Here is a 25,266-nt window from a genome sequence, read left to right on the forward strand (position 1 = left end):
AGGACCTCTCGCTTCTCGCGTTCGGATTCAGGAGGCGGACCGGTACCGCTGTGCGAGGTACGCCCGGTGCAGAGCAGGTGAGCCGTACAACGAGCGGTTGAGCGTCGCGCGCTTGAGATACACGTGGATGCCGCTCTCCCACGTGTAGCCCATGCCCCCGTGCAACTGCATGGCCTTGCCTGCGATCTCGACGGCCGCCGCGCAGCTGTAGGCCTTGGCCATCGAGGCCGCAGTCGTCGCCTCCGGGCCTCCGGACACCAGGCTGCGCACTGCCGCGTCGACCAGTGTTCGGGCCACCGCCACCTGAACGAGCATGTCGGCGCACGCGTGCTTGACCGCCTGGAACGATCCGATCTTGCGTCCGAACTGTTCTCGCATCCCTGCGTAGGCGACCGTGGCGTCGAGCATCGCTTCGCTCGCGCCGAGACTGTCGCAGGCCACGGCCACAGCAGCACGGTCGTGCAGCCGTTGCAGTGCCTCCTGCGGATCACCGTGGAATCGCCACACCGATTCCGGCGGGATCGTCACCCCCTCGACGAGCACCGTGCCGAAACTGCGTGTCGCGTCCACGACCGGCTGCTCCGTCACCGCGACACCGGGTGCCCCCGGGTCGAGGTCGACGACGACGATCGTGCCGTCGGATTCTTGCGCCGGTACGAGAAGCCGGTCTGCGCCGGTAGCGTCGAGCACGAACGTCGCGGCGCCCTGCAGGATCGTTCCCTGCGGCTCGACCTCCACCCGGAACTGGGCCCGGCCTGCTGATTCCCCGCCGAGGACGAACACCGGTACGGTGCGTCCCGAGGCTGTGTCGCGGAGTAGACGCTCGGGGCCGGATTCGAGGAGCGCGAGGGCTGCCACGGCGAGTGATGCGACCGCCGGATAGGGCCCGCGTGCGGACGCGCGGCCGATTTCCCGGAGGATTACGGCGACCTCGGCGAAAGTGGCGTCGGTACCGTCGAATTCGCCCGGAACTTCGAGGCCGAGCCATCCGGTCGTGCTGATCGACTCCCAGTCGACCGGCTCGTCGTGGCCTGATCGTGCCAACAGGCCTCGCGCGACGGACCGTAGTTCGTCGTGGAACTCGGACAGGTCTGGGAGTGAGTCGGTCATCGATGTCCTGTCGGCTCGCGGGGCAGACCTAGGCCACGTTCCCCGATGATGGTGCGTTGGATTTCGCTGGTTCCGCCCGGGATCGTCCACTCCCACGAGCCGATGAAATCGAGCATCCATGCCCCTGATTCCCACCCGCTGGACTGCGGTTTCCGCAGCTCCGTGTGCGCGGCGAGACCCGCGATCTCTGTGCCGAAATCGGTCATGCGCTGGAGCAGCTCGCTGTAGTAGAGCTTGACGATCGACGCGTCGGCCGGCCCCGGCCGGTCGGCGGCGACGAAATCCGTCACCAGTGCGCGCAGCCCCGTGAGCTCGATCTCGAGTGTGGCAAGCCTGTCTGCGACACGAGTGTCGTCGAGTGGGGTCCTCCCGTCCGGGCCCGGACGGGTGCACAGGTCGACGAGCCAACGGAACCCGCCGTGACTCAGTCGCTCGGTGAGTTCGAGCATGGTCATGCCGCGCTCAGCGCCGAGTGTTTCCTGCGCGACCCGCCATCCTTCGTTCTCGGGTCCGACGAGGTTCGTCGCCGGGATGGCGACATCGTTGAGGAATATCTCGCAGAAGTGCGATTCGCCGGTCGCTTGCTTGATCGGACGCACTTCGATTCCGGGGGTACGCATGTCCATCAGGAAGTACGAGATGCCCTTGCGCTTCGGGGCATCGGGATCGGTGCGGGCCAACAGCAGACACCGGTCGGCGTACAACGCGCCGCTGGCCCACAGTTTCTGACCGTTGACGATGTAGACGTCGCCATCCTTGCGGGCGCTCGTCGCGAGTGCCGCCATGTCGGATCCCGCGCCGGGCTCGGAGAAGCCCTGGCACCAGATCTCGCCGTCGAGGATCGCGGGGAGATGGCGGTGCCGTTGTTCGTCGGTGCCGGCGGCGAGAAGCGTCGACGCGGCATGGTGGATCGAGACGAAGGGCAGAACCAGTCGGGGCGCGTCGTGGGCGGCCAGTTCCTGGTACAGCACGACCTGTTCGGCGACCGACATGCCACCGCCCCAGTCCTCCGGCCAGTGCGGCACGGCGAAGCCGGCTCCGCGTAGTTCCTGGAACCAGGACTTCTGGAAGCGGACGAATTCGACGTCGGCGACATCGGTTTGGGCCCGGCGCCAGTCTGCGGGGATATGGTCGCGGCACCAACCGCGGACCGAGGTCCGGAAATCCTCGAGTGTGGACGCTCCGATGCTTGTCGCCCCGGCACTCATCGCGCTTCTTCCTTCTCCCTCGGCGTAGTCGTCCTCACCGCATTCTCCCGGTTGACTGCATTCTCCCGGAGAGCGAGCAATCTGTCGCGATGCTCGGCGGACTGCATGGTCGCGATCTCCGCCGCGAAACCGGCCTGCATCGGACCGCCGAGCGCTTGGGACAGATACATGTTGACCACACGTTTGGTACTGCGCAACGCCTGTGCGGGTTGCGCCGCGAGGCGTTCGGCGAGGCGTCGCGCCTCGGACAACAGGTCGTCGGGCGCGGTGACGCGCGAAGCCAGGCCGAGTTCGACAGCCGTCGTCGCCGGGATCCTGTCGCCGGTGTAGAGGTATTCCCGCGAGCGCAGGATAGGGGTGAGCAGCGGCCAGAAGGCCGCGCCCCCGTCGCCCGCGACGAGCCCTACTGCGACGTGTGGGTCGGCCAGGTACGCCTTGTCCGACATGAGGACCACATCGCAGAGCACCGCGACACTACAGCCGAGACCCACGGCAGGCCCATTGACTGCCGCGATCACAGGCAGAGGGAAGCGGAGCATCTCGTCGATGATCTCGGCGCCTTCCCGGACGCTCTCGTCGCGCGCGACCGGATCGTCGAGGAACGAGGTGATCCAGTCCAGGTCGCCACCCGCGCTGAAGGCGCGGCCGGCTCCGGTGAGGATCACCACGGCAGCGTCGGTGTCGGCGGCGAGCTGACGCCACACGTGCGCGATCGCCCAGTGCAGGTCCTGGTCGACGGCGTTGAGTTCTTCGGGCCGGTTGATCGTCACGATGCGGACGGGGCCTTCGCACTCGACGGTGAGTGCGTCCGGGAGTTCGTACCTCACAGCATCGCCTTCTCGGTAGCTATCGCCTTCTCGGGAGCTTCGGAGAACAGGCCGGTGAGCCCGCGCCGATCGATCCGCTTGGTCAGAGCGTCCACGGTCCCGGACGGGCCCCACGGGATTCGTCGCAGCGGAATGCTGTACCGGGAGATCCAGGACACCGTGGTCTCGTCGCAGAATCCGCTGGCTCCGTGCAGTTGGTGTGCAACCCGGAACACGATCTGTGCCGCCTCGACGGCGGCCAATCGGAGCGCGAGTGCATCGTCGACAGCCTCGTCGTTGCCCGCCTGGATGCTCCACAGCGTGTATTTGGCGAGCACGTCGAGTCCGGTCCGTTCCACCTCCGCCTCCGTGAGCTGGAACTGGACGCCCTGCAGTTTCGCGAGGGGCGCCCCGAATTGTTCGCGCAGGAGCACGTGCGAGCGGGTCAGATCCATTGCCCGGTCGAGCATTCCGAGGAGAGTCCAGCACGGGAGTGTCAACGCGAGGGCAAGATCCTTCGCGCCGTCGTCGTCGATCGGCTGGAGGGCGAGCTGGGAGGTGAATGCCGACATCCGCGGCGGAGTGCTCGGCGGCCGGGCGTCCACGGCACTGCGCCGACCGTCGACGCTGACCGCGGCCCACCGGAGATCGAGGCATGCGATGGGCGCCTTCGGGTCGGCATCGTCCACGACGACCAAGCCGTCGACGTCGAGGTCGGTGGGTCGTGCGAGTCTTTCGGCCACCGGGTAGGGCACTGCCCAGAACCCCACGCTGCGGCACAGCGCTGCGGCGGCTTCGAGTTCGTCGGCATCCCCGCGGGGATCGAGTTCCCAGGCACCGAGCTCACCGAGTGTCGGCTCGACGATGGTTCGGCGGTGATCAGGGTCGCTTTCGATCAGGGGAGCGAGATCATCGCCTCCTGCAGCTTCCAACGCACGGAGGGCTTCGCGTCCGTACTCGGTCGCTTCCTTGCTCAGTTCAGTGTTCATGATGCCGCCAGGAGGGCTCGGGCCAGGAGGATCCGCTGCATTTCGATGCTGCCGGAGGCCACGGTCGCGGCCTGCGAATAGCGCCAGTGGTCTTCGACCGCGCGGCGGAACCACTTGGCGGTGTCGTCGTCGAACTCGTCGGTATCGGCACTCGGTGGCGTCGCATACGCGGCTATCTCGGTGAGGACCTCGGCGCTGTCCTGATCGAGGGTGGTCACCGCGATCCGATAGGCCGCGGCGTCACCTGGCTGGACAGCGCCTCCGCTCTGCATCGACACCACCCGGTACGCCAGCAGCCTTGCGCGACGGCAGTGCGTGAGCATCCGGGTCCAGCGCGCCTTCAGCTCGCCCGGCAGATCGTCCCATCGCGCACCGAGAACCGACGGTGCAGCCTGCAAAAGACGCTCACAGCGGGCGTAACGGGCAATACCGACGCGTTCGTAAGCGAGTACCTCCTGCACGACCTTCCACCCTTCGTCGACCGTGCCGAGCACATCGGCATCGGTGACGCGAAGATCGTTGAAGAAGACTTCGTTGAGGTGATGCGGACCCAGCATCGCCCGGATCGGGCGGACCTCGATGGCCGGATCGGACATCGGGACGAGAAAAACAGTGAGTCCCTGCTGCTTCCGACCGTCGTTGGAGGTGCGGGCCAGCAGGAAGCACCACTGTGCCATCGTGGCGTAGGACGTCCAGATCTTCTGCCCGGAGATGAGCCAGCCGTCGCCGTCCCGGCGCGCTGCGGTACGCAGCGACGCGAGGTCGGAACCGGCTTCGGGTTCGCTGAATCCTTGACACCAGATCACTTCGCCACGCGCAATGGGCGGAAGGTGTGTGTCCTGCTGTTCCGCGGTTCCGTGACGCATGATCGTGGGGCCCACCCAATTGACGCCCATGTACTGCGCGCCGCGGGGCTCGTGGTGCGCCCACATTTCCTCTCGCACCACGGTCTGTTCCCAGATCGATGCACCACGGCCGCCGAATTCCTCGGGCCACGTCATACACAGCAGCCCGTTGTCCGCAAGCAGGCGGCAGAACGCTTGCGCCGCTTCGAGATCACTCGGGTCGTCGGTGAACGCTCCGAGGAAATGCGGGGGGACGTGCTCATGCACCAGCCGGCGCAGCTCGCCCCGGAGTTCAGGGGCGGCACCACCCATCGTGAAGTCCATGCCCGGACATTACGTCAATCCTCACAAGGATAGCAATGCTTGCCAATTTGAAACCTCTCAATACTTGGAAGAAAAGACCCCCTGTCGTTAGACTGCACCCATGCGTGAAAGGCGAGTTTCTTGACGACCCCGCGGCGTGGCCGAGTGCCACAGCGCCGTATCGCCGAAACCGTCGCCGACGAATTGCGCGACCACATTCTTTCGGATGACGATTACCGCCTGCCGACACAGGATCAATTGGTCAAGGACTTCGGCGTCAGCTACCCCTCGGTGCGAGAAGCCCTCCGCATTCTGGAAACCGAAGGACTTGTCACTGTACGCCGGGGCAATATCGGCGGCGCAGACGTGCATCGCCCCGACGAATTCTCCGCCGCGTACCACCTCGGACTCTCACTCCAAGCCGGCCGGGTGACACTCGAAGATCTCGCAGCCGGCCTGCAACTACTCGAGCCGATGTGCGTCACCGAGTGCGCGAAACGCCCGGACCGCGCCGAGATCGTCGTCCCGGCACTCAACGCATCCATCGACGCCTCCGCCGAACTCGTCGGCGACGGAGTCGCATTCACCCAGGCCGCCCGCGAGTTCCACGATCTGATCGTCTCGTTCACGCCGAACGCCACGATCCGCTACGCAGTGCGCAGTTACGTCGCCCTGTGGTCTGCACAAGAAGAAGCCTGGGCCGAGGCCCTCACCCGCCGAGGCGAGTACCCGTCCGAAGGCAAGGCCGAAGACGCCGTCCACGCACACCGCCGCATCGTCAAGGAGATCGCCGACGGGCGCGTTGCCGAAGCCGAACGACTCGCCCGATCCCACCTCGCGGCAACCCAGGCGCTCGTCCTCGACCGCTTCGGCGACACCATCGTCAACGCATCAGCGGCGATGACACGCAATACGTTCCCCGCGCGCCAACGCCCACGCAGCTGATTCCGGGGCGCCCCCGCCCCCACCACGACTCACCGGACGGCCGGGCTCGGTCTTCATGACCGAGCCCGGCCGTTCCGCTGTGCGCCGGCACCCTTGCCCACCTCATTCCGCGGGCGCAGACTCTTACGAGAACGTGATTCTCTTCACATCCGCTCAGCCTAGCCCAATCCTTGCAAGGATAACAATACTTGTAGCGCTGGCGGGTTCGTGATTAACTGCCAGGCACCACCCGGGAGTGGCTTGCATCACTAAATTTCCATGAGAACCGGACATAGACCCACACACCGGCGCCACTCCCTCTCGAACACTGCGGAACATCGTTCTCGCTGAGTGCGGATCGGCGTTCTCATACAGGAGGAGACCTACCTTGACGCAAGGGTCGCGCTACACAGGTCCAACGACACACCTCGCCGAAGGGTGGAGTCTCACACGGCTCACTCCCCCGAGCCGCCTGTACGGCGCAAACGGCATCCGGGCCGGCGCGGACGGACGCATCTACGTCGCGCAGGTGGCCGGTAGCCAGATCAGCGCATTCGATCCCGACAACGGCGTAGTCGAGACCATCAGCCCGAAGGGCAGCGCCATCGTCGCTCCCGACGACCTGGCCTTCCATCCCGACGGGGAGCTGTACATCACCGAGTACTACGACGGACGGATCAGCATCCGCTCCGACGACGGAAGCACGCGCTTGCTGCGCGACGATCTCCCCGGCGTCAACGGCATCACCTTCCACCAGGGACGCCTCTTCGTCGACGAGTGCCGCCCCGACGGACGCCTCATGGAGATCGATCTCAACGGTGGCGCACCGAAGGTGCTCGTCGAGGGCCTCCAGCTACCCAACGCCCTCGAGGTCGGACCGGACGGCAAGCTGTACTACCCGGCCCTCGGCACCAACGACATCTGGCGTATCGATCCCGACGGTGGCGAACCCGAGCGCGTCGCAGGCGATCTCGGTGTGCCGGTCGCGTTGAAGTTCGACTCCGAGGGTTACATCATCTCCCCGCAAGTCGCCTCGGGACAGGTCCTTCGGATCGACCCGCGCACCGGCGACAGCACCGTACTTGCCGATATCGGGTCGGGTCTCGACAACCTCACCTTCATCGGCGACCGCCTGTTCGTCTCGAGCTTCACCGGCCAGATCACCGAGGTTCTCGGCGGCGGCGAGACCAGAACCGCTCTCGCAGACGGCCTCACCTGGCCGTTGGACCTGACGGTGGGAGCGGACGGCACACTCTACGTAGCCGACGGAACATTCCTGCTCGCGCTCGAGCCCAATGGCGAACTGCGCACAGTGGGAATGCTCTTCCACCCCGGGTGGCCCGGGTACATCCGCGGTGTGACGTCTGTCGGGGACGGCGAGTTCATCGTCGCCGGCGACACGCAGGTCTCGATCTACCGTCCCGCGACCGGCGAGAGCGAACTGCTGTTCGGCGGACTCGAACAGGCCTACGGCGTCGCAGTGTCCGCCACCGGAACCATCGCAGTCGCCGACATCGGCACCGGCAAGATCCACTCGGTCCGGTCCGGACAGTCCGAGGTGCTGGCATCCGGCCTGCAGGACCCGACGGGGCTCGCATTCACCTCGGACGGCACTCTCCTCGCCTCCGAAGCCGGAGCGGGACGGATCATCTCGGTGACGAGTGCCGGCGTCGACACCCTCGTCGACGGTCTCGAGCGGCCCCAGGGAATCCTGGTACGCGACGGAATGCTCTATATCGTCGACGTCGACGCCAAGACGTTGATCAGCGTCGATCTCGAGACCAAGGCGCAGCAGGTCATCGCACGCCACCTGCCGGTGGGCGCACCCGAGGGCGTGGCCCCGAAGCCGCTGAAGGGCATCATTCCGTTCGCCGGCCCACAGGGCCCGTTCGCGGGCATCGCCGCCGGTCCCGACGGCACCCTCTACATCTCCGCAGACGCCGAAGGCAGCGTCCTCGCCATCCGCGAAGGGAAGTGAGCATCCGATGAGCAACGATCTGGTCGATCTGTCCGGGCGCATCGTCGTCGTCTCAGGCGCAGCAGGTGGCGGTATCGGAACGTCGGTGACCAGGATGGTCGCGGAGGCCGGCGCCACCGTCGTCGCGGTGAGCCGCTCCGAGGAGAACCTCACCAACCACATCGAACCACTGAGTGCCGCAGGCCTTTCCGTGGTTCCGGTCGCAGCGGATGCCTCGACGGACGAGGGCATCGCCTCTGTCCTCGACACGGTCCGGCGGACGGACGGCACGCTGTACGGACTCGTGAACGTCGCCGGCGGCGCCGCACCCGCCACATGGATGCCTGCCACCCGCGTGACGCGGGAGGACTGGCGCGCGCTGTTCACGCAGAACCTCGAAACGATGTTCTTCATGAGCCAAGCGGTCGCGGCGGAGTTGAAGGCACAGTCGCTTCCCGGATCCATCGTCTCGATCTCGTCGATCAGCGGCATGAACACCGCGCCGTTCCACATTGCATACGGCACCGCGAAGGCCGGGTTGGTAGCAGCAACACGCACGATGGCGGTCGAACTGGCCGTCGACGACATCCGGGTGAATGCGGTCGCGCCGGGGGTGACCGCAACACCGTCCTCGGGTACCTACGTCGCCGAAGATCCCGAACGTGACCGCCGCGCCATCGCCATGGGCAGGCGCGGACGCCCCGAGGAACAGGCCGGGGCAATTCTCTTCCTTCTGTCCGATCTGTCGAGCTACGTCACGGGTCAGACGATTCTGGTGGATGGCGGCCTGAACCTCAAATGGACGCATATGGACGCCGACCACACCTCGCTCTTCCTCAAGGACGAATCGTTCCGCGCTTCTATCACCCAGTAATGCAGCAGCTTTCAACAGGGAGAAAGTCATGACCGACACCGTCGACAATATCCAGGACGCTTCCGCACCAACCGAACCACTCTCCGAACCTCTGACGATCGGCGTCGAGGCGTACCTCTCGCGGGACTATGCCCGCGCCGAAGGCGACAAGCTGTGGTCCAAAGTGTGGCAGCAGGTCGGCCGTGTCGAGGAGATCCCCAAGGTCGGCGACTACCTCACGTACGACATCATGGATGATTCGCTGATCATCACGCGCACGTCACCCGACACGATCCGCGCCTACCACAATGTCTGCTCGCACCGGGGCCGCCGCCTCGTCGACACCCCCGAGGGACAACGTCAGGCGCGCGGCTGCGCCAAGCAGTTCGTGTGCGGCTTCCACGGATGGCGCTACGACCTCGAAGGCAACAACACGTTCGCCGCGGAAGAGGTCGATTGGAAGAACCAGCTGACCGCCGACAAGACACGACTCAAAGACGTCCAGGTCGACACCTGGGGTGGATGGATCTGGATCAACATGGATCCGCACTGCGAGCCCCTGCGGGACTATCTCGAGCCCGCTGCGTCGCTCCTCGATCACTTCCAGCTGGAGAACATGCGCTACCGCTGGCGCAAGTGGCTCGTGTTCGACTGCAATTGGAAGGTCGCCCTCGAGGCGTTCATGGAGACCTACCACGTTCCGTACACCCACCCGGAGTTCATGAACTTCGGCAAGTTTCTCGGTTGGTCCAGGGCCCAGGGCAAGCACAGCAACATCGGTTATGACGCACCCAAGGGCATGGAGGAGAACCAGGCGAAGTTGCGGATCGGCAGCGGGCCGGACGCCCGCAAAGCGACGATCGAGATGCAGAATTTCACCTGGGAGAACGCGAACACCAACACCACGCGGACTCTCGTCGACGCCGCGCAGCGGCTCGTCGACGAACTTCCCGAAGGCACCCCGCCCGACCAGGTCCTACGGCACTGGCTCGATTCCGCTCGCCGTGACGACGCCGAGCGCGGCGTCATCTGGCCGACGGTCCCACCCGAGATCGTCGCCAAGAGCGGTACCGCGTGGCAGATCTTCCCCAACTTCCAGATCGGTCACGCCCTGAACAACATGCTCTGCTACAGCGCGCGACCGTACGGTGATGATCCCGACAAGTGCATCTTCGAAGCAGCCGTGTACGAACTCTTCCCCGCCGGCGAGGAGCCGAAGACCGAGTGGGAGTTCGCGCCGCCGGAAGATCCGGGCTGGCGCACGGTGCTGCCACAGGACTTCCACAACATGGCCGCTGTGCAGAAGGGCATGAAGACCCGGGGCTTCTCGGGTCCGGTCCCCAACCCGTACCGCGAGCGCAGCGTCGTCAATCTGCACCACAACCTGGCCACCTATATGGGGACCGGCGCTCCTCGCGATCTCGCCTGACTCCCGAAACCCCACTAACCGAGGACATTCACATGCAACCCTGCGCCCCATCGCAGACACCCGAGGTCGATCAGGAAGCCCTGCACCGGAAGTATCTCCTCGAACGCGACAAGCGTCTTCGTACCGACGGCCAGCAGCAATACCTCGAGGCCGACGACGAATTCGAAGAGTTCTACACGGGAGATCCGCACTTGCCGGTGGAGCCACGTGAACCGATCGTCGGCGAGATCGAGGTAGTGGTCCTCGGCGGCGGGTTCAGCGGCCTGATCACCGCGCACCGGCTCCAGCAACAAGGGGTGGAGGACTATCGGATCATCGAACTCGGCGGCGACTTCGGTGGCGTCTGGTACTGGAACCGCTACCCGGGTATCCAGATCGACTCGGATGCGTACTGCTACCTTCCGTTGCTCGAGGAAACCGGCTACATGCCCAAGGAGAAGTTCTCCAAGGGCGACGAATGCTTCGAGCATGCCCAGCGCATCGGACAGCACTTCGGGCTGTACGACAAGGCTCTCTTCCACACGCTGATCCAGTCTCTGGAGTGGGACGAAGAGATCAAACGCTGGCGTATCAGCACCAACCGCGGCGACGAGATCCTCGCCCGCTTCGTCGTGATGTGCCAAGGCCCCTACAACCGGCCGAAGCTCCCCGGCATCCCCGGCATCAAGGATTTCAAGGGCCATACCTTCCACACTGCCCGCTGGGACTTCGACTACACCGGTGGTGACCTGCACGGTGGACTCGACAAGATCGGCGACAAGCGGATTGCCGTCATCGGCACGGGTTCGAGTGGAATCCAGGCGATCCCGCACCTCGCACGCGGAGCGAAGCACCTGACCGTATTCCAGCGGACACCGTCGTACGTCTTCGAACGCGCCAATTATCCGACCGACCCGGAATGGGTGAAGAGCCTGAAGCCCGGATGGCGGGCAGAGCGGCAGCGCAACTTCCACAACGCCGCGTTCGCGTTCTACAACCCGGGCGAGCCCGATCTCATCTGCGACGGTTGGACCGAGGTTGCGCGCAACTTGGCGGCGAAGCTCAACGAGACCAACGGCTGGGCCGCCCTCGCCGATCCCGCGAAGTTCCTCGAACTCAAGGAGATCGAGGACTACAAGGCGATGGAACGACTCCGCCAGCGGGTCGAGTCGATCGTCGAGGACCCGGAGACCGCGGAGAAGTTGAAGCCGTACTACCGCAACATGTGCAAACGCCCGGTCTTCAACGACGAATTTCTGCCCACCTTCAACCGGGACAACGTCACCCTCATCGACGTGTCCGAGACGAAGGGCGTCGAACGCATCACGGAGAAGGGCATCATCGCGGACGGTGTCGAGCACGAATTCGACTGCATCGTCTTCGCCAGCGGATTCGAGATCACCACTGCTCTCGAGCGTCAGTTCGATATCGCGCCGTTCACCGGCCGCGAGGGCACCTCGCTCTACGATCACTGGGGCAAGGGATTCCGCACCCTGCACGGAATCATGGCGCACGGCTTCCCGAATCACTTCGCGACCGGGTTCGTCCAGGGCGGTGTCACGGCGGCCACCACGCTGATGTTCGAGCAGCAGGCCGACCACATCGCGTACATCATCAAAGAGGCGCAGACCCGCGGTGCCACACTTGTCGAACCGACGTCGGAAGCCGAGGAGGGCTGGGTCCAGACAGTTCGCCAGTACTCGGTCGACAACAGCACTTTCACAACCGAGTGCACGCCCGGCTACTACAACAGTGAAGGCGAGCCGAACGGGCGGTCGTTCCTCGGTGATCCGTTCTGGGGAGGATTCTACGAACTCACCGAACTTCTCGAAAACTGGCGCAGCACTGGCGATCTGGAAGGTCTGGTGCTCGAGAAGTGACATATCGATTCGACGATCGCGTCGCCGTCATCACCGGTGCCGGACGGGGGCTGGGACGCGACTACGCACTGTTGCTCGCCTCGCTCGGAGCGAAGGTCGTGGTCAACGACCCCGGCGCCGCGATCAGCGGAGAGAACATCGACGCAGGACCGGCGCACGAGGTGGTCCAGGAGATCCGGGTCGCCGGCGGTGAGGCGGTTGCGTGTGTCGAGTCCGTTGCGACCGCCGAGGGCGGTCGGAAGATCATCCAGGCCGCACTCGACAACTACGGCCGCATCGACATCCTCATCCACAACGCGGGCAACAATCGCTACGCGTCGTTGTCGGAGATGTCGTACGACGATTTCGACGCGGTACTCGATGTCCACTTGCGAGGGGCATTCCACGTTGTCCGCCCGGCATTTCCGCTGATGTGTGAAGCAGAATACGGACGGATCGTCCTGACCTCCTCGATCGGGGGCATCTACGGCAACGCGAACGTCGCCAATTACGCGGCGTCGAAGGCCGGGATGATCGGACTGTCCAACGTCGCGGCGATCGAAGGGGCGGATCACGGGGTCCGATCCAACGTGATCATTCCCGCTGCGCTGACCAGACTGGCCGAGGGACTCGACACGTCCGCTTACCCACCGATGGGTCCGGAACTCACTGCGCCGCTCGTCGGGTGGCTCGCCCACGAATCCTGCTCGGCCACCGGCGAAATGTACGCCGGCATCGCCGGACGAATGGCGAAAGTGTTCATCGCCGAGACCCCCGGTGTGTACCGGCCGTCCTGGTCGATCGACGACGTCGCCGAGAACATCGACGCAATCCGTGACACCAGCGATCCGTGGATCCTGCCCGCCGTCTCGGGTCACGTCGACCACATCACGAAAAGCTTTGCGATAGCCATGGAGGGCAGTACGCATGTCGGTTAAGGTTTACGAACGCATGTTGGATCTCTTCGAGGCCGAAGGCATCAATACGCTCTTCGGCATTCCGGATCCGAACTTCGTTCATCTGTTCCGCCTCGCGGAAGAGCGCGGCTGGAATGTCGTCGCCCCCCACCACGAGGAGTCCGCCGGGTTCATGGCGGAAGCCGTCTCACGCATGACCGGCAAGGCCGCAGTGTGTATCGGTACGCTCGGCCCCGGTCTCGCGAACCTGTCCGGCGCCATCATGTGCGCCAAAGTCGAGAACTCGCCGGTGATCTTCCTCGGTGGCCAGCGCGCCCGCATCACCGAGCAGCGCGTTCGGCGTGGCCGCATCCAGTTCGTGCAGCAGATGGCGCTGGTCGAGAATTCCGTGAAGTACCACGCGAGTATCGAGTACCCCGAGCAGACCGACGAGATCGTCCGTGAAGGCCTGCGCAAGGCACTCTCTGGCACGCCCGGGCCGGTCTACATCGAGTACCCGCAGAACGTCATCCTCGAAGAGATCGATGCTCCTCCGGTGCTCCCACCCGAGAAGTACCGCCTTGTGGGGCAGACGGCCGGAGCCGACCTCATTGCCAAGGCTGCCGAATTGATCGGCGCCGCACAGCAGCCCGTCCTCCTCGTAGGCCACGGTGTGCACACCTCCCGCGCCGGAGCCTCGGTGAAAGCTCTCGCCGACCTCATGCAATGCCCGGTCATCCAGACCTCTGGTGGCACCTCTTTCATCGAAGGTCTCGAAGACCGCACGTTCCCCTATGGCTTCTCGGCCGCATCGATCGATGCCGTCGTGAAATCCGATCTGTGTCTCGCGATCGGCACCGAACTCGGTGAACCCGTCCACTTCGGGCGCGGCAGGCACTGGGTCGCGAACGAGGCGAACCGCAACTGGATCCTCGTCGAGCAGGACCCCACTGCCATCGGTGTGAACCGCCCGATCGACGTGCCGCTGGTGGGCGACCTGCGGGCGATCGTTCCGCAACTCGTCGATGCGCTGAAGGATTCTCCGCGTACTCCGACCCCCGAACTCGAGGGCTGGATCAAGCAGGAGGCCGAACAGCTCGCAGAGCTCGCGGAGACCGCACCGTCCGGGATGTCCCCCGTTCATCCGGCCCGTCTGATCGTCGAGGCGACCAAGGCGTTCCCTGCCGACGGCATCATGGTCCGCGACGGTGGCGCCACCACGATCTTCGGCTGGACGTACTCGCAGGCGAAGCCGCACGACGTGATCTGGAACCAGAACTTCGGGCATCTCGGCACGGGTCTCCCCTACGCTGTCGGCGCCGGTGTCGCGGCCGGCGGTAAGCGCCCGATGATGCTGATCACCGGCGACTCGTCGTTCCAGTTCCACATCGCCGAACTGGAGACGGCCGCACGAGTGGGTCTACCCCTAGTCTGTGTCGTCGGTGTCGACTACGCCTGGGGACTCGAAGTAGGCGTCTACAAGCGCACCTTCGGTCACGACTCGCTCGAGACGGGTGTCCATTGGAGCAAGGAAACCCGCCTCGACAAGGTCGCGGAAGGCTTCGGATGCTACGGCGAGTACGTCGAGCGCGACGAAGACATCGCACCCGCCATCAAGCGGGCCTACGCCAGCGGTAAGCCGGGCGTCATCCACGTCGCCGTGGATCCCAAGGCCAACTCGGAAGAAATGCCGAGCTACGACGAATTCCGCACCTGGTACGCCGAAGGCCAGCAGTGACATCCGACAGGAACCAGACGAGAGAACCGGGTCGCCATGCGTGAATATCTGAAGTTCTACATCGACGGACAGTGGATCGATCCTGCCCAGTCGAACACCTTCGAGGTCGTCAACCCTGCGACCGAAGAGGTCGCAGGCACGGTGTCGCTCGGGTCATCGGCAGACGTCGACAAAGCCGTCGCTGCCGCACGGCGCGCCTTCCCCGCGTGGTCGGCGACCAGCCGCGAGGAGCGACTCGCACTGCTCGAGAAGATCCTCGATGTGTACCAGCGACGGATGGGAGACATCGCTGCAGCTCTGACCGAGGAAATGGGTGCACCCGTCGTATTGGCGAGCGGCTTCCAGGTGAACCTCGGTCTCGGGCATCTCACCACCGCGATCGAGGTTCTCCGGAACTTCGTCTTCGAGGAGCAACGCGGCGGCAGCCTCGTCGTCAAGGAGCCCATCGGTGTCTGCGGCCTGATCACACCGTGGAATTGGCCGATCAGTCTCATCGCGGTGAAGGTGTTCCCGGCCCTCGCGACCGGCTGCACGATGATCCTCAAGCCCTCGGAACAGTCGCCGTTCAACGGTCAGATCTTCGCCGAGATTCTCGACGAGGCCGGCGTTCCCGCCGGTGTGTTCAACCTCGTCCAGGGCGACGGCCCCGGCGTCGGGCGCGCACTCTCCGGGCACCCCGATATCGACATGGTCTCGTTCACCGGGTCGACGCGCGCAGGCATCGACGTCGCGGCCAATGCCGCAGCCGGCGTCAAGCGAGTCACGCAGGAGCTCGGTGGCAAGGGCCCGAACGTCATTCTCGACGACGCCGACTTGGCTGCAAATGTCGGCAAGGGTGTGGCCACGATGATGATGAATTCGGGCCAGACCTGCAGCGCACCATCGCGAATGCTGGTCCCCGGAGAGCGCATGGAGGAAGCCGTCGCCGCAGCACGCGAGGCGGCATCGCAGGTGACCGTGGGCGACCCGACCGGCGATGCCGCGATCGGTCCTGTCGTCTCGAAGGCGCAGTTCGAGAAGGTACAAGGCCTGATTCAGAAGGGCATCGACGAGGGAGCCACACTCGTGGCCGGTGGTGTCGGGCGGCCCGATGGGCTGACGACCGGCTATTTCGTGCAGCCCACCGTCTTCGCCGATGTCAAGAACGACATGACGATCGCCCGCGAGGAGATCTTCGGCCCGGTTCTCACCATTCTCGGCTACGACAGCATCGATCACGCTATCGAGATCGCGAACGACACCGACTACGGCCTTGCAGGCTTCGTGGCAGGCTCAGATCTCGATCAGGCGAGAAGCGTCGCACGACGGATTCGCGCAGGGAACGTGGCAATCAACGACGCATTCGATTTCGGGGCGCCTTTCGGCGGCTACAAGAAGAGCGGAAACGGGCGTGAGTGGGGCGAATTCGGATTCCACGACTACCTCGAGATAAAGGGCATCCTCGGCTACACACCCGAAGGCGGCAGCTGACAATGGGTGACGCCGATATGAAAGTTCTCCTCGCTCATCATGAGGTCCGCGCATGCATAGTCCGACTCGCGCGTGGTGAGGACCGCCGCGACGGCAAAGCGGTCAGTTCTTCGTTCTGGCCAGACGCCACCGTGGATTTCGGAATCTTCGCCGGCTCGTTCGACGACTACCTCGCATGGGTCGTTCCGGGCGCCCCCGCCGTTCTGGTCACGCAGCATCTGCTGGGGCAGACACACATCGAACTGGACGGCAACACTGCCCTGGCCGAAACCCATGTCGCTGCGTACCACCGTGTCGATATGGGAACCGAAGAGCGCGACACGGTGCTCGGCGGGCGCTACCTCGACCGTTTCGAGGAGCGCGACGGACAGTGGCGAATCACGGAGCGCACCATGCTCTACGACTGGTCTCGCGATGACGGTGCGTCGGTCGATTGGTCGCAGGGCCTCATGGGCACACCGTTCAGCGGCAACCACTTCACAGGCAAGGCCACCGGTGATCACAGCGAGACCTTCTTCGGCACCGGACCCTTCGCGATACAGAAATAACTCACAACACAGTCAGGAGTCCGGAATGGGTGCGCTGTCGAGCAAGGTCGCCGTCGTCACCGGTGCCAGCCGCGGGATCGGCAAGGGCATTGCCCTTGCGCTCGCGGAGCAAGGCGCCACCGTGTATGTCACCGGGCGCACGGTGACACCCGACTCGCACCCACTTCCGGGCACCCTCGGTGAGACCGCGGCGGAGTGTGATCGCCGCGGAGGCACAGGTGTGGCAGTCCAGGTCGATCACGCTGATGACGAACAGGTTGCCGAGCTCTTCGCCCGCGTCGAACGCGACCAGGGCCGCCTCGACATCCTGGTCAACAATGCGTTCTCCCTTCCCGACGATCTGACGGATCCCGAGCCGTTCTGGGAGAAGCCTCTGTCGAACTGGGAGATGGTGGACGTGGGCGTACGCTCGAATTTCGTGGCCGCCCGGCACGCTGCCTCCATCATGGCGCCCCAGAAGTCGGGACTCATCGTGGCCGTCTCCGGCTACACCGGCGTCGCCTACACCTACGGTGTCCTCTTCGGGATGGCCAAGTCGGCTGTGGATCGGATGGCGCGCGACATGGCCGTGGAATTACAGCCGTACGACGTGGCGTCCGTATCGATCTGGCAAGGCCTCACCTTCACGGAGCGTGCGGAACGGAACCTGGCCGCCATCCCCGGGCTGGCGGAGGGTTCTGCCACTCGTCCGGAGAACGGCTGTTCACCGGAGTTCGCCGGTCGCGTCATCGCCGCTCTCGCAGAGGATCCCGCCGTCATGAGCCGATCGGGCGGCACCTTCATCACCGCCGAACTGGCGCAGGAGTACGGCATCACAGATATCGACGGCCGCGAGATCCCCTCACTCCGAGCAACCCGCGGCGAACCCATCTGGTCCCCGATCGCGGGAGCAGATCGTCCCGGGCTCGGTGTCGACCCGGCCCCCTCCTCTTCCTCCTCACTGCAACGGAGCACATCATGAGCACGCCGGTGACATCCCTCTCGTCCGACAGGATCGCCAAGCTCGAAGCACTACTGGATCGCCAGGAGATCCTCGATACGCTGACCCGCTTCAGCCGGGCAATGGACCGTTTCGACCGAGATCTGTTCCTCTCTGCCTTCCACACCGATGCGACGATCGCCGCGGGCAGTTTCGTCGGCGGACCGGTGGATCTCTACGACTGGTCCACCGCGATGCACGCGCAGGGACAGAACGCCACTCACCACAATCTGCTGAACCACACCTGCGATCTCGACGGCGACACGGCCCACACCGAGACGTACTACCTGTTCGCAGGCCGAAACATCGACGACAGCAACTGGATTGCCGGAGGACGCTACATCGACAGGCTGGAACGTCGCGACGGCGAGTGGCGGATCGCACTACGCACCAACGTGATCGAGTGGTCGGGAATGGTTCCGTCGATGGACATTCCTTTCGCGGACGTCCCCGATGTCTACGCCAACGGCACTCCGGCCCGGGATACGAGCGACCCCTCCTACACTCGTCCGCTGGCCAACGTCCGGCAGCCGAGCATTCCGAGCTGACCGCGCCCTACCGCACAACAGTCTCTACAGGTTGAACAACAGCGAGGAACGACCGATGGACACCCTCAACATCAGAAAGCTCAGCGACAAGGTCGGGGCCGAGATTCTCGACGTCGACGTAGACCGGCTGCTCCATGACGACGACCTTCCCGGCCGATGCATGGAGGCGCTGGAAGAATACGGCGTTCTTCTGTTCCGCGAACTGCACGCCGACGATGACGCCCAAGTGGCGTTCGGCCGCAAGTTGGGCACGTTGCGGAAGTTTCCCAATGTTCCTCCCGCCGCGGAGGAGATCATGGAGATAAGTTTCGATCGTGACAACGGAAACGCTGAGTATCTGGCGGCCAACATCTTCTGGCACATCGACGGCCTGACCGACGACGTCGCATCGAAGGCATCGATGCTCAGCGCCCGGATCATTCCCGGCGAGGGCGGCGAGACCGAGTTCGCCAGTACCTACTCGGCATACGACGATCTGTCCGACGAGGAGAAGGAACGCTTCGCCGATCTCCACGCGATCTACACGTTCGAGGCGATCCAGCGTCGGTCCTACCCGAACCCGACACAGGCACAGCTGGACGAGTGGGCATCTCGGACGCCTCGGGAGCATCCCCTGGTCTGGGAACATGATTCGGGACGCCGCTCGCTGGTGATCGGGGCGTTCGCGTCCCACATCGTCGGAATGGACTTCGATGAGGGCCGGGCCCTGTTGGAGGATCTCGAGAAGCGGGCGACCACACCGGATCGGGTGTACCAGCACACCTGGTCTGTCGGCGATCTGGTGATCTGGGACAACCACGGCCTGCTGCACCGGGCCTGCGCGTTCGACCACAACAAGCCGCGCGTCATGAATCGCTCGACCGTCGCCGGACGGGAACCGATCAAATGAACGATCGCACCGCGATCATGATCGGCGTCAACGGCGGACGCAACACCTGATCTGCCCGCCGCCATCCGCGCGAATCGAAAGGACACCCCCCGCACAATGTCCCGGATACCCCCTCTTCCCGAGGACGACTGGACCGAAGAGATCGCAACCTACATCAACGGTTTCCGATCGGCTGTAGCGAGCACCACGGACGAAGACGACAGACAACCGGGGACGAACCTGCTCGGAACCCTCGCGCAGCATCCCTCGCTGGCGATGGCGTTCCTGAGTTTCAACCGGCACCTGCTGGCACACTCCACCCTGTCGGTCCGGCACCGGGAACTTCTCGTTCTTCGCATCGCCCACCTCCGTCGCGCAGAGTACGAATGGGCCCAGCACGTCATCCTCGCCGAGCGAGCGGGCATCACCGCCGACGAAATCGCCCGCATCGAAGAAGGACCCCACACGGAGGGCTGGCCACCGATCGAGCGGGCACTGCTGACCTCCGCCGACGAGCTGATCAGCGACGGCGTGATCGGCGACGATACGTGGGTGGTGCTCGCGGGGGAATTCGATCGTCAGCAGTTGATGGATGTCGTGTTCACAGTGGGCTGTTATTCGATGCTCGCGACCGCGCTGCGCTCGTTCGGAGTCGTACCCGAACCCGGTCTCGTTCCGCATCTACCCGACCATCCGGTCTCCTCCCGCGACTGAGTCGAGAAAGTGGGATCCACAGGTGAAGAAGCATCACATCGGCGTCATCGCTGCAGTTGCTGCACTTGCCCTTTCGTCATGCAGCTCGGACGGCGGGACCGACAGTGCCGGAGTCACTCCGACCGGTGATCCGATCGTCATCGGTGCGCTGGCCCCGATCAAGGGCGCGTCCGCCTACCCTCAGACCGCGTACGGGCTCGAAGCCGGCGTGCACTACGTCAACGAAGTGCTCGGTGGTATCGACGGACGTCCCCTCGAACTCGATGTGTGTGGTGGCGACGGCAGCCCGGAGACCGCGATCAGCTGCGCCAACGGTTTCGTGTCGAAGGACCTGCCGCTCGTCGTCGACGCGGTCGACCAGAGCATGGGTGCCGCGGTGCCGATCCTGGCGTCGGCGGGTATTCCTATCGTCGGTACCCTCGCGGGCTCGTTCGTCGCAGATTCCGCCGAATACGGGCAGGCGTTCTACTTCACCGGCCCGGTCTCGTTCGCCGCACTCTCGAGCATGTCGGTCCTCGACACCATGGGGAAGTCGAAGGCCTCGCTCGCCGTCAACGAGTCGCCCACCTCCCACGCGTACGTCGACGATCTGATCATGCCGATCGCAGACCGGATGGGGATCGACGTCAGCGTTCAGTATCCCCCCGCATCGGGTGCCAATTTGAATGTGGTGGCAGCGACACAACTTTCCGACGACCCGGATATGGCCGGGGTGATCGCCCTCCCCGAGGACGGCTGCACCGGTCTCTTCCAGGCCTTGCGCCGGCAGGGTTACGACGACACGATTCTGGCCGGATCGTGCTCGCAGTTCATTGACGACATGGGCACCGACGCCGCAGGTATCGTCACCCAGCCTCGGCTGTGGGTGCCGCTCGCCAAGGACTCCGCGCCCGCCGAGGTCCAGGAACAGTTGGATGTCTTCGCGGACTCCATGGATGCGGTCGGCTACGGTGACGAACTCTCGTCACGGTCGATCTACACCTTCGCGGCTCTGGTCAACATCGCGGAGATCCTGTCCGGGTCGGAGGAGATCACCTCGGCCACCGTCACCGACACGTTCAAGGGCCTGAAAGACTTCTCTACCTTCGCCGGCCCGACCGTGACGTGCGATGGGCAGCAGTGGCCCGGTGTGGCTACCACGTGCAATGCGCAGGCGATCTTCTTCGAAGTGCAGGAGGACGGGACGCTCCGGTCGGTGGAGGAAGCCGGATATATCGATCTCGATCCTTCACTGATGCCCACCTCCTGACGGAAGTTCGTTGACGACACACGCCCAGCGGAGCAGCGCATGAGTACATATCTGCAGTTCATCGTCCTGGGATTCGGTCTCGCCGCGGTATACATCGGCCTCGCCAACGGACTGCTCCTCGTATACCGCTCGACGGGGATCATCAACTTCGCGCAAGGTGCAGTAGCCATGTGGGGCGCGTACGTCTACGCGCAGCTGCTCATCGACGGCACCCTGGTCCTGCCGATCGGCAGTATCGAGTTCGACAAGGCACCATCGGTACCGGCTGCCTTGGCAATCGGCCTGCTGATGGCGGTACTGCTCGGGGTCGTGACCCACTACCTGGTGTTCAGGCCGGTGCGACGTGCACCGGCCTTGGCGCAGGTGGTGGTCTCCGTCGCGCTGATGCTCACCGTCCAAGCATTGGTGGTCATCAGGTTCGGGCCGAACAACATCCCGATCGAATCGATGATCCCCTCCGGATCGATCTCGCTGTTCGGCACCTCCATGTCGTCGGCGGAGGTCGTGATGGTCGCGATCATGCTGGTGTTCTCAGTGCTGGTGTGGGCGTATTTCCGCTTCACCGGAGCCGGCGCAGCAACGCGTGCTGCAGCGGAGAACGAGCGGGGTGCAACACTTCTGGGGTTCTCACCGGATCGGCTCGCAGCGATCGCGATGGTCATGGCGTCGGTGGTCAGTACGGTCGGTGTCCTGCTCGGGGCATCCCTGACGGGCCTCAACCCGCTGAACTATTCCCTGCTCGTCGTTCCGGCGCTCGCGGTGCTCCTGGTCGCGCGGATGGAGTCGGTCGCGACGATCGTGATCGCGTCGCTGGTGCTCGGGGCATTCCAGTCGGTGCTCAACCTGCTCGCCGGCGAGAGTTGGTGGCCCACGTGGGCGCAGTCCGGCGTCGATCAGGTCGTGCCGTTCCTCGTGGTCATCGTCGTACTGGTCGTCTTCGGTAGCCGGTTGCCGTCGCGCGGGTCACTGCAGGCGATCAAGCTGCCGGACGTAGTGGTTCCTCGCTTCCGCCCGGTCCCCGCTGTCCTCCTGATCGTGGCGACCTGTGTGCTCCTCGCGGTGTCGTCCGGCACCTATCGATTCGGTCTGACGTACTCGATCATCCTGATGCTGCTGGCACTGTCGTACGTGGTCATCACCGGATACCTCGGCCAGATCTCGCTGGCCCAGGCGGCGTTCGCCGGTGCAGCGGGATTTACGCTCTCGAAGGTGACGACGAACTGGAGCATGCCGTTCCCGATCGCGCTCGTCTTCTGCTCGCTCGTGGCCGCCCTCCTCGGCATGCTGGTGGCGTTGCCCGCCTTCCGGATTCGTGGTGCTCAGCTGGCCATCGTCACCATCGCCGCGGCACTGGCCATCGAGCGGTTCATCTTCAACAATTACAGTCTCACGCCACCGTCGGGGAATCCCATCGGGAATCCCACGCTGTTCGGTGTGAACCTCGGTGTGCGTGAGGGCAGCGACATCGCACGTCTGTCGTTCTCGTTCACGGTCCTGGTCGTGGCAGCGATCGTGGTGTGGGCGTTCATGCGGATCGCCTCGGGCGACACCGGGCGCGCCTTCCTCGCAGTGCGGGCGAACGAGCGGGCCGCCGCGGCCGCGGGCATCGACGTCCGGTTGACCAAGCTCATCGGGTTCGGGCTGTCCGCGTTCATCGCCGGTGTCGCGGGCTGTCTCATCGGATACAGCGCCGGTCAACTCTCGGCCGAGTCGTTCACCGTGTTCGTCGGGCTGCAGGTGCTGGCAGTCGCGTATCTCGGCGGCATCACCTCGTTCAGTGGTGCGGCGATCGCCGGCATCATCGGTCCACTGGGAATCGTTTATGTGCTGGTGCACAACATCTTCGACCTGGGCGACTACTACGCTCTGATCTCCGGGATCGCGCTGATCATCACTGCAATCATGAATCCGATCGGAATCGACGGTGAGGCAGGCAGACTCAGCGCACTGCTACGTGCAAGGCTGCGGGGCCCAGCAGCCGCGACAGATTCTCCGGTATCCGACACCGGCGACGAGGTCGACCACGGGAAGGTGGCGGTGGCAGATGCCTGATCCCGGATCGCCGGATGAGGTACGGGGCGGCTTGTCGGCCCAGGACATCACCGTGCGCTACGGCGGTGTCGTGGCGAACGAGAATGTGTCGCTGGAGGTGTATCCCGGCGAGATCATCGGCCTGATCGGACCGAACGGTGCCGGTAAGACGACGTTCGTCGACGCCGTCACCGGATTCATCGATTACGAGGGAACGATCACGGTCGACAGCACCCCGATGAACGGCCTCCCGCCACATCGGCGTCGCCGCACCGGTCTTTCACGCACGTGGCAGTCGGGCGAGCTCTTCCCGAACCTGAGCGTGAACCAGAATGTGATCGCGGCAATGCGGCCGGGCGGTCTCGCGACGCTGTGGCGCGACCTGATCGGGCGTCGGCGGAGTGGCAGCAACGAGGTCGTGGATGCAACGTTGCGAGCGGTCGGGCTCGGCGATGTCGGGGACACTCTCGCACGGGATCTCACTCTCGGTCAGCAGAAGCTCGTCGGTGTCGCGCGTGCACTCGTGGGTCATTGTCGTGTCCTTCTGTTGGACGAGCCCGCTGCGGGCCTCGACAGTCAGGAGAGTGTCGAGTTCGCCGAGCGCATCCGGGCGGTCGTGCGGGACGGGCCCGGTGCACTGCTGATCGACCACGACATGTCGCTCGTACTGGGCGTGTGCGATCGCCTCTACGTCCTCGAGTTCGGCAAGGTCATCTTCTCGGGAACTCCGGACCAGGCCAGAAAGGATCCCGCCGTGATCGCTGCATATCTGGGTGCACCGATGGAGAGCACTCATGGCTGAACCTGCCCCCGCCGAAGACCCTGTGCTCACGGCAGAGTCCCTGACCGCCGGCTACAACGGCGTCGTCGCGGTCGCCGGCGTGAACCTCTCGGTCTCGGCCGGTGAAGTCCTCTCGATCCTGGGGCCCAACGGGGCCGGAAAGACCACCACCCTGTTGTCGCTCGCCGGTGTGCTCCCCATGATGAGTGGACGGGTGACAGTCCTGGGCGAACGGGTCGACAGCAGGCGGCCCTACCGAATGGTGCGCAGAGGCATGCGCTTCGTCCCCGACGACCGAGGGCTCTTCCCGTCCATGACGGTGCGTGAGCATCTCCGACTGGCCCGCCGACGCCCCGACAAGAACCGCGAGCACCTGGTGTTCGACAGGTTCCCGGCCTTGGCGAAGCTGCAGTCGCGGACGGTCGGGCTGCTCTCCGGCGGTGAGCAGCAGATGCTTGCGATCGCGATGGCGCTGCTGGCCGAACCGCGATTGCTCATGGTCGACGAGATGAGTCTGGGGTTGGCGCCCATGATCGTCGAGCAGATGTTGCCTGCCATCCGCGACCTGGCACGCGACGAGAGCATTGCCGTCGTCCTCGTCGAACAGCATGTGGGTCTCGCGCTGGCAGTGTCCGACCGGGCGGTGGTGCTCAACCACGGCCGGGTCGTTCTCGAAGGAGAGGCCGGAGTGCTCCTTCGAGAACGCGATCGGGTCGAATCCGCCTACTTCGGTGCCGGTGAATTCGCCGATGACGAGACCGACCCGGCGGAGCCTCGGCGCGCGGTCTAGGAAACCGTGTTCTTCAGAGACCTCAATGATCATTTGAGACCGAGCGGCTGCGGCTGCACCTGACAGCGACCGAGCAGCAACTCGCCGATCCGAACATCCCGGAACTGCTGGAAGGTACGGGCACACAGTTCGTGCGCGGCTGAGTGACAGCGGTGGATGCGGACGCCGAGACGGTGCGGATCGACGACCACCGGGTCCTGCACTACGACGCGCTGGTGTGCAGCTTGGGCAGCGTGGCCGACACGACAGCGATACCGGGACCCGAGGACCACGCCGACACTCTGGACAGCGCTCAGGACACGTGGTGAGCGTTGAGCGAGCACGCCGACACTGAGATCCTCGGAAGTCGGCCGGGCGCGATACGGACGTGGTGAGTCCCCGCCGAGACCATC

The 25,266-nt window shown here is 64.7% G+C and carries 23 protein-coding genes; 18 read left to right on the top strand and 5 right to left on the bottom strand.

Annotation, left to right across the window (positions count from 1 at the left end):
• Nucleotides 1-27: 27 nt before the first annotated feature.
• The 5 genes from ACZ46K_RS21325 to ACZ46K_RS21345 are packed head-to-tail and all read right to left on the bottom strand — an operon-like array spanning nucleotide 28 to nucleotide 5,282.
• On the bottom strand, nucleotides 28-1,110 hold the full coding sequence (locus ACZ46K_RS21325; RefSeq protein WP_054809601.1) for an acyl-CoA dehydrogenase family protein: 1,083 nt from the start codon (nucleotides 1,108-1,110) through the stop codon (nucleotides 28-30).
• Nucleotides 1,107-2,318 (bottom strand): acyl-CoA dehydrogenase family protein, encoded by a 1,212-nt coding sequence (locus tag ACZ46K_RS21330; RefSeq protein WP_054809600.1) that lies wholly within the window; start codon nucleotides 2,316-2,318, stop codon nucleotides 1,107-1,109. Before ACZ46K_RS21330 ends, ACZ46K_RS21325 begins: the two co-directional genes overlap by 4 nt.
• The gene (locus ACZ46K_RS21335) at nucleotides 2,315-3,145 is read right to left on the bottom strand and encodes an enoyl-CoA hydratase/isomerase family protein (RefSeq protein ID WP_464744653.1); all 831 of its coding nucleotides are present in this window, start codon (nucleotides 3,143-3,145) and stop codon (nucleotides 2,315-2,317) included. Before ACZ46K_RS21335 ends, ACZ46K_RS21330 begins: the two co-directional genes overlap by 4 nt.
• A complete protein-coding gene (locus ACZ46K_RS21340; protein WP_464744655.1) occupies nucleotides 3,142-4,113 on the bottom strand; it encodes an acyl-CoA dehydrogenase family protein in 972 nt (323 codons plus the stop codon). The genes ACZ46K_RS21335 and ACZ46K_RS21340 overlap by 4 nt, the downstream gene beginning before the upstream one ends.
• Nucleotides 4,110-5,282 (bottom strand): acyl-CoA dehydrogenase family protein, encoded by a 1,173-nt coding sequence (locus tag ACZ46K_RS21345; RefSeq protein WP_054805803.1) that lies wholly within the window; start codon nucleotides 5,280-5,282, stop codon nucleotides 4,110-4,112. Before ACZ46K_RS21345 ends, ACZ46K_RS21340 begins: the two co-directional genes overlap by 4 nt.
• A 120-nt stretch (nucleotides 5,283-5,402) precedes the next feature.
• Here ACZ46K_RS21345 and ACZ46K_RS21350 point away from each other — a divergent pair, with 120 nt between their 5' ends.
• The 18 genes from ACZ46K_RS21350 (at nucleotide 5,403) to ACZ46K_RS21435 (ending at nucleotide 25,182) form a co-directional block, all read left to right on the top strand.
• Nucleotides 5,403-6,206: a FadR/GntR family transcriptional regulator gene (locus ACZ46K_RS21350; RefSeq protein ID WP_464744657.1), complete on the top strand. Its 804-nt coding sequence runs from the start codon at nucleotides 5,403-5,405 to the stop codon at nucleotides 6,204-6,206.
• Between the two features lie 367 nt (nucleotides 6,207-6,573).
• Complete coding sequence (locus tag ACZ46K_RS21355) at nucleotides 6,574-8,163, top strand: SMP-30/gluconolactonase/LRE family protein (RefSeq protein ID WP_464744658.1); 1,590 nt, start codon at nucleotides 6,574-6,576, stop codon at nucleotides 8,161-8,163.
• Nucleotides 8,164-8,170: 7 nt separating this feature from the next.
• Complete coding sequence (locus tag ACZ46K_RS21360; RefSeq protein WP_054809599.1) at nucleotides 8,171-9,016, top strand: SDR family NAD(P)-dependent oxidoreductase; 846 nt, start codon at nucleotides 8,171-8,173, stop codon at nucleotides 9,014-9,016.
• A gap of 28 nt (nucleotides 9,017-9,044) precedes the next feature.
• Nucleotides 9,045-10,424 carry an aromatic ring-hydroxylating oxygenase subunit alpha gene (locus ACZ46K_RS21365; protein WP_054805521.1) on the top strand — a complete coding sequence of 460 codons (1,380 nt, stop codon included), beginning with the start codon at nucleotides 9,045-9,047 and terminating at the stop codon, nucleotides 10,422-10,424.
• Between the two features lie 32 nt (nucleotides 10,425-10,456).
• Nucleotides 10,457-12,283, top strand: coding sequence for a flavin-containing monooxygenase (locus ACZ46K_RS21370; RefSeq protein ID WP_464744660.1), 1,827 nt, complete (start codon nucleotides 10,457-10,459; stop codon nucleotides 12,281-12,283).
• Entirely contained in the window at nucleotides 12,280-13,200 is a 921-nt protein-coding gene (locus ACZ46K_RS21375; RefSeq protein WP_054805522.1) for an SDR family NAD(P)-dependent oxidoreductase, read from the top strand. Before ACZ46K_RS21370 ends, ACZ46K_RS21375 begins: the two co-directional genes overlap by 4 nt.
• Complete coding sequence (locus ACZ46K_RS21380) at nucleotides 13,190-14,896, top strand: thiamine pyrophosphate-binding protein (RefSeq protein WP_464744662.1); 1,707 nt, start codon at nucleotides 13,190-13,192, stop codon at nucleotides 14,894-14,896. Before ACZ46K_RS21375 ends, ACZ46K_RS21380 begins: the two co-directional genes overlap by 11 nt.
• A 36-nt stretch (nucleotides 14,897-14,932) precedes the next feature.
• On the top strand, nucleotides 14,933-16,366 hold the full coding sequence (locus ACZ46K_RS21385) for an aldehyde dehydrogenase family protein (RefSeq protein WP_054809598.1): 1,434 nt from the start codon (nucleotides 14,933-14,935) through the stop codon (nucleotides 16,364-16,366).
• 2 nt (nucleotides 16,367-16,368) lie between these two features.
• Complete coding sequence (locus tag ACZ46K_RS21390) at nucleotides 16,369-16,914, top strand: nuclear transport factor 2 family protein (protein ID WP_054805523.1); 546 nt, start codon at nucleotides 16,369-16,371, stop codon at nucleotides 16,912-16,914.
• 25 nt (nucleotides 16,915-16,939) lie between these two features.
• Entirely contained in the window at nucleotides 16,940-17,875 is a 936-nt protein-coding gene (locus tag ACZ46K_RS21395) for an SDR family NAD(P)-dependent oxidoreductase (RefSeq protein ID WP_464744664.1), read from the top strand.
• Nucleotides 17,872-18,441 carry a nuclear transport factor 2 family protein gene (locus ACZ46K_RS21400; RefSeq protein WP_054805524.1) on the top strand — a complete coding sequence of 190 codons (570 nt, stop codon included), beginning with the start codon at nucleotides 17,872-17,874 and terminating at the stop codon, nucleotides 18,439-18,441. Before ACZ46K_RS21395 ends, ACZ46K_RS21400 begins: the two co-directional genes overlap by 4 nt.
• Before the next feature lie 55 nt (nucleotides 18,442-18,496).
• On the top strand, nucleotides 18,497-19,330 hold the full coding sequence (locus tag ACZ46K_RS21405) for a TauD/TfdA dioxygenase family protein (protein WP_464744666.1): 834 nt from the start codon (nucleotides 18,497-18,499) through the stop codon (nucleotides 19,328-19,330).
• A gap of 96 nt (nucleotides 19,331-19,426) precedes the next feature.
• The gene (locus ACZ46K_RS21410) at nucleotides 19,427-20,023 is read left to right on the top strand and encodes a carboxymuconolactone decarboxylase family protein (RefSeq protein WP_054809597.1); all 597 of its coding nucleotides are present in this window, start codon (nucleotides 19,427-19,429) and stop codon (nucleotides 20,021-20,023) included.
• 22 nt (nucleotides 20,024-20,045) lie between these two features.
• Nucleotides 20,046-21,272 carry an ABC transporter substrate-binding protein gene (locus ACZ46K_RS21415; protein WP_464744668.1) on the top strand — a complete coding sequence of 409 codons (1,227 nt, stop codon included), beginning with the start codon at nucleotides 20,046-20,048 and terminating at the stop codon, nucleotides 21,270-21,272.
• A 39-nt stretch (nucleotides 21,273-21,311) separates the two neighbouring features.
• Nucleotides 21,312-23,324 carry an ABC transporter permease gene (locus tag ACZ46K_RS21420; RefSeq protein WP_464744670.1) on the top strand — a complete coding sequence of 671 codons (2,013 nt, stop codon included), beginning with the start codon at nucleotides 21,312-21,314 and terminating at the stop codon, nucleotides 23,322-23,324.
• Nucleotides 23,317-24,105: an ABC transporter ATP-binding protein gene (locus ACZ46K_RS21425; protein WP_464744672.1), complete on the top strand. Its 789-nt coding sequence runs from the start codon at nucleotides 23,317-23,319 to the stop codon at nucleotides 24,103-24,105. The genes ACZ46K_RS21420 and ACZ46K_RS21425 overlap by 8 nt, the downstream gene beginning before the upstream one ends.
• A complete protein-coding gene (locus ACZ46K_RS21430; RefSeq protein ID WP_464744673.1) occupies nucleotides 24,098-24,874 on the top strand; it encodes an ABC transporter ATP-binding protein in 777 nt (258 codons plus the stop codon). The genes ACZ46K_RS21425 and ACZ46K_RS21430 overlap by 8 nt, the downstream gene beginning before the upstream one ends.
• Nucleotides 24,875-25,017: 143 nt before the next feature.
• Nucleotides 25,018-25,182 carry a hypothetical protein gene (locus ACZ46K_RS21435; RefSeq protein ID WP_464744675.1) on the top strand — a complete coding sequence of 55 codons (165 nt, stop codon included), beginning with the start codon at nucleotides 25,018-25,020 and terminating at the stop codon, nucleotides 25,180-25,182.
• Nucleotides 25,183-25,266: the final 84 nt, after the last annotated feature.

Source organism: Rhodococcus sp. JCM 9793, assembly GCF_055380405.1.